Source organism: Tenacibaculum sp. UWU-22, assembly GCF_041021355.1.
Taxonomy (GTDB): Bacteria; Bacteroidota; Bacteroidia; order Flavobacteriales; family Flavobacteriaceae; genus Polaribacter.
Genome location: NZ_JBFNGP010000010.1, coordinates 1 through 4,345, shown reverse-complemented (window position 1 = coordinate 4,345; position 4,345 = coordinate 1). Strand labels below are relative to the sequence as shown.

At 31.4% G+C, this 4,345-nt stretch carries 6 protein-coding genes; all 6 read right to left on the bottom strand.

Features of this window, described 5'->3' with window-relative positions:
• Positions 1–256: 256 nt before the first annotated feature.
• The 6 genes from AB2B44_RS10490 to AB2B44_RS10465 all read right to left on the bottom strand — a co-directional run bounded on the left by AB2B44_RS10490 (position 257) and on the right by AB2B44_RS10465 (position 4,110).
• Positions 257–802 (bottom strand): hypothetical protein, encoded by a 546-nt coding sequence (locus AB2B44_RS10490; RefSeq protein WP_369049536.1) that lies wholly within the window; start codon positions 800–802, stop codon positions 257–259.
• Positions 803–986: 184 nt separating this feature from the next.
• Positions 987–1,499: a hypothetical protein gene (locus tag AB2B44_RS10485; protein ID WP_369049535.1), complete on the bottom strand. Its 513-nt coding sequence runs from the start codon at positions 1,497–1,499 to the stop codon at positions 987–989.
• 140 nt (positions 1,500–1,639) lie between these two features.
• Positions 1,640–2,125 (bottom strand): hypothetical protein, encoded by a 486-nt coding sequence (locus AB2B44_RS10480; RefSeq protein ID WP_369049534.1) that lies wholly within the window; start codon positions 2,123–2,125, stop codon positions 1,640–1,642.
• Between the two features lie 219 nt (positions 2,126–2,344).
• A complete protein-coding gene (locus AB2B44_RS10475; RefSeq protein WP_369049533.1) occupies positions 2,345–3,007 on the bottom strand; it encodes a hypothetical protein in 663 nt (220 codons plus the stop codon).
• A 2-nt stretch (positions 3,008–3,009) separates the two neighbouring features.
• Positions 3,010–3,354 carry a hypothetical protein gene (locus AB2B44_RS10470; RefSeq protein WP_369049532.1) on the bottom strand — a complete coding sequence of 115 codons (345 nt, stop codon included), beginning with the start codon at positions 3,352–3,354 and terminating at the stop codon, positions 3,010–3,012.
• A gap of 6 nt (positions 3,355–3,360) precedes the next feature.
• Entirely contained in the window at positions 3,361–4,110 is a 750-nt protein-coding gene (locus AB2B44_RS10465) for a hypothetical protein (protein ID WP_369049531.1), read from the bottom strand.
• Between the last annotated feature and the right edge of the window lie 235 nt (positions 4,111–4,345).

The following is a 4,345-nucleotide window of genomic DNA, read 5'->3' as shown; positions in this document are numbered from 1 at the left end:
GGTCAAAATAATTTCCTAACGATATTGATGTATTTTTCATTCCTATTTTTAATTTGCTCAAATATACCAAATTTTGGTAAAAACACAAATTTTCAGATGTAGCAGGAAAATTACGCCCCAACGTGTTAGTATAACCGTCAGTTACGGATTTAAATATACAAAATTTCAGTTTATGTCAATTGTTGGCAATTCCGAGTGGATTCGGACGAAGTCGAATCCGCCGTAATTGCGGTTATACTGTGTTGTGCAACGTTTTTTATTTCTTTTTTAAATCAAACCCTAAATTCAATTGTAACATTATTGGCCAAATGTTTCCATTTCCTTTTGTGTCGAAATAGTATTGAGGTCCCACGTCAAAAAGTAAGTGAAAGTTCTTTCCGTATTTTCTTTGAATTCCCCAAGTTGGTCCGATTGCGAAATCAAAGTCGGATGTTCGGTTTACATTTTCAGCGATTGAATTCCCACGGGTTATGAGTCTAAGAGAAACAAAGTTTCCAGAGTTGTTTTCAGTTGTACTGTTTTTGTTGTTTCTTTTGTTGAGATTGTAAAACCATTTTTCTTGAACATCTACAAATGGGCTGATTATGTAAATGAATCCGCTACCACCAAAAGTTAAATCAGGATATCCGCCGCTATATCCAACTCCGAGCTCAGCAGAGAATGTTGAATGAATCCCTGTTGGTAACTCCAATTCAACTCCTGGGTTTAGAAAATTTACTCTCCATATTTTTTCCGTTGCAATAATATGGTTCTCTTGGGCGTAGGTTATTGTAATAATAAGCCCAAACAGTAAAGTTAGCAAGTTTTTTTTCATTAGTTCGTTTTTTGGGGAATGTTGCACAACGTATTAGTATAACCGTCAGTTACGGATTTAAATATACGAAATTTCAGTTTATGTTAGCCGTTAGCAATTCCGAGTGGATTCGGACGTAGTCGAATCCGCCGTAATTGCGGTTATACATTGTTGTAAAACGTTTTTTCAAATCTTAATCAATTATTATTAAATCCGTTAAAATTGAAAAATTACCTTTATTTATTATTCTTCCAGATATTAAAAATTGTAAAGAATCGTTTTCGGGAACTACTGAAAATTTATAGGTATGTGACACTGAAGAATTATTATTTATTTCAGTCGGATATGTTCCGCCTAAACCATCTTGTCCCAAGAGTAAGTTATTCACATTACTGCCTGCAAGATAATCATTATTAAAATCATAAATGGTAATTATATTCAATGAATCTATGCTATTTGTGTATATAATTTCGGTTGGTCCACAACCATCGTTTATTTCAAATGTGTTTGTTATTGAATCAGCAGTAACACCAATACCTAATTCATTTGGGTTAAACTCATCAAAATATGGATATATTCCATTTTCATCATAAGAATAAAGAAATCCTCGAGCAGATTCTATAGTATTAGTACTTACATCTTCGTCTCCTGTACAACAAGAGTTAATCGTAATAAGTATCAAAGCAAACAATGTCATTCTCTTCATTTGGTTCAAAATGTTTTACAACGTGTTTGGCTATGGTTTCGTTGCGTGAAAATCCGCGAGGATTTTCCGCCATAAGCCAAAGATAGCAAATTGCAATGAATTCCGATTAGGAATTCAGCCGCAATGAGCTATACACGTTGTTACCCAACGTTTTTATTTCGATTATATATTTCAGTTTCTTTTCGTTCAAATGCTGAAACCGCAATATCAATTTCCCAACTTTTATTTATTTCAGAAAACTGTTCTTTTAGTTTTTCGTTAAATTGAAACCAACCTTCTGTACTTTCTGAAATCTCAAATTGTTTTCCATTTTCCGCTTCTAAAAATAGACGAATTTCATCGCTTGCGAATAGGTCAACTTTGTAAGCAGTCAGTTTTTTAATTTCGTTCCATTCAATTTTGGTCGGTTTATCCTCAATCTGCAATTCAAACCCATTTTTGTCATAGGTAAAAATTCCGTTTGAGTTATACAATTCCATAAACTCTTCGTCAGTTAATTTTTTGTAATATTCTTTCTGTTTTGGAAGAAATCTACTATTTGGATTGAAGTATCTCAATAATAACAGAATTGCTCCAATTCCAAAAAACACAATCGTAACCCAAGTTATTAATTCCGATTTATCCATAATTGTGATTCCGATTATGGAAAATCCGAAACATAATATTCCTGCGAATAAGTCACTTGTTTTTCTATTCAATTCAATATGTTTCTGGGTTTTTCTCAAATGTTGGGTAACGGTCTCGGCTAAGAGTAGTTGCGTGGTTTAGCGGTTAACTTTGCAAGTACACACCAAACTGAAAATCCGCGAGGATTTTCAGAAGTAGGCGAGAACAAGCAATTACTTTTAGCCATTGTTGGCTACAGTTTTTTTTAAATATTCCAATTCGTTCGGTATTTCATTTGTCAGGTGTTCATTCCATTTGTACCAACTAAAATATTGGCTAGTATGTTTGATGAAATGTAATTCTATTTCTTTTTTATTTAATGAGATTATAGCTTTCCTTGGATAAGTATTTCCTATTTTTTTTAGCCATTTAAGCTCTTTTAGTTCAATGTTGTTTTTTTCAGACTGATAACTTAAAAAATTAGATGAACTTGTACCTATAAAAATACATAAATCAGGTTTTAAATTTTTTGCAACATTAAAGAATACTTGCCAAGCAATTTCAAAATCATTTTCGGTTGGTCTCGATTTATTGGATTCCATAGGTCTCTGAATAAAATTATAAAACGAAAAATAGCTCCATAATAATTCAGCGTTGAAAGAGTCATTTCCAATTAAGGCTCTGTGAAAATTCGGAAATATCCTTGTATTCCAATAATATCGATTAATTGCTAATTCGTTTATTACAATTTGAGTAAATAATGGGTTGTTATGTTTTTCAATAGAATTCTCATCGTTGCCTAGATAGTGGCTTTCTCCAACTATTAATACTTTTCTCCCATTAACGCCTTTTTGATAATTTAATCCAACATAAGGTTGCCATTTTAGGTTTTTAATATCCATATTTAAGAGAAGATAATGTGATTAGTTTTAGTTTGATTATACTCTATTAATTTTTCTCTTAATACCTGTAAATCTTTTTTTGGTAAAAATCTTGCAGAAACAGAACCACCTATTGCTCTAATAGTAATATCAGAACCAAATAAATGTTCGTTAATTTCAATTTTTCGGATATATTTAAAGGAAATTGTATTGGTGTCAGTTCCAATATAATAAAGGTTTCTTTTTAGAATTGTAATTGTTTCTTTGTTTAAGTCGAGTTCCAAAGTCCAAGGACTTAAAATATGCTCAATTTTCCCATTAATAATTAATGTAAATATATTTGATTTGGTGTTAAACAATTTATGCATCCTTAATTAATATTTATCATAATTACTGTAATCAACTATTGGTGGTTCGGGATATTTGTTTTTGAAGATGAATTTACCAGCCAGATATTTACATATATAAAATACAATTAATGAAACGATAGCAGAAATGCTTAATGCATAGATTGTGTGCAACTCCCAATTTTCTTTTAGTGCTATAAAATATTCTGTCCTTTCGGTAAAAATTTTATCGTAGATTTCAAAAACTGAAAGCAATGGTTTCTTAAAAAAATATTTAAGCGAATAATAGAAAGCGACAAACCAAAACAAAAGAGCATATATTGCTCCATAGTATGAAACAAAATAATCCTTAAGATAATTCCATTTGTCATTTGGTTTTTCCCTTAAATAAAATAAACGACTTTTACTTTTGTTATAGATATCGTTTTCAAAATTCAGTTGATTATTAATTTCTTTTCCTCTATTACGTCGATTAGAAATTGAGCCATCTTGGTTTCTTGGTAATCCTTCGTTGTCAGCGGTTGCCCATAAATCATCTATGTTGCTTTTTGATTTTCTAAAATCATTTAGGGATTCCAAAAACTCAATTTTTTCTTGATTATCTAACCAAAAATCTGAAATATCCTGATTGGGATAATATTTTTGGTTTTTTTTCCATTTGTAGAGTTTTATTAGAGTGTATATTATCCAAGCGATTGGAACTAAGGGTAGGACTATTAATAATCCAACAAGCATCCAAAAAAAGATTCCACCAGCATTATCATTCTTTTTTGCCATATTTTTAGGTTAAGTTAATTAGTTTGTCGGTCAAAATTGTAGCCAACGTGTTTGGCTATGGTTTCGTTGCGTGAAAATCCGCGAGGATTTTCCGCCATAAGCCAAAGGTAGCAAATTTGCGAGGACTTTCCGATAGGAAAGTCAGAAGCAATGAACTATAGCCAGTGTTACCAAACGGTTTTTATTTAGTTTCTAAATTCAAATTTTCCAACACAGCATTTAAGTCCGCCAAAGA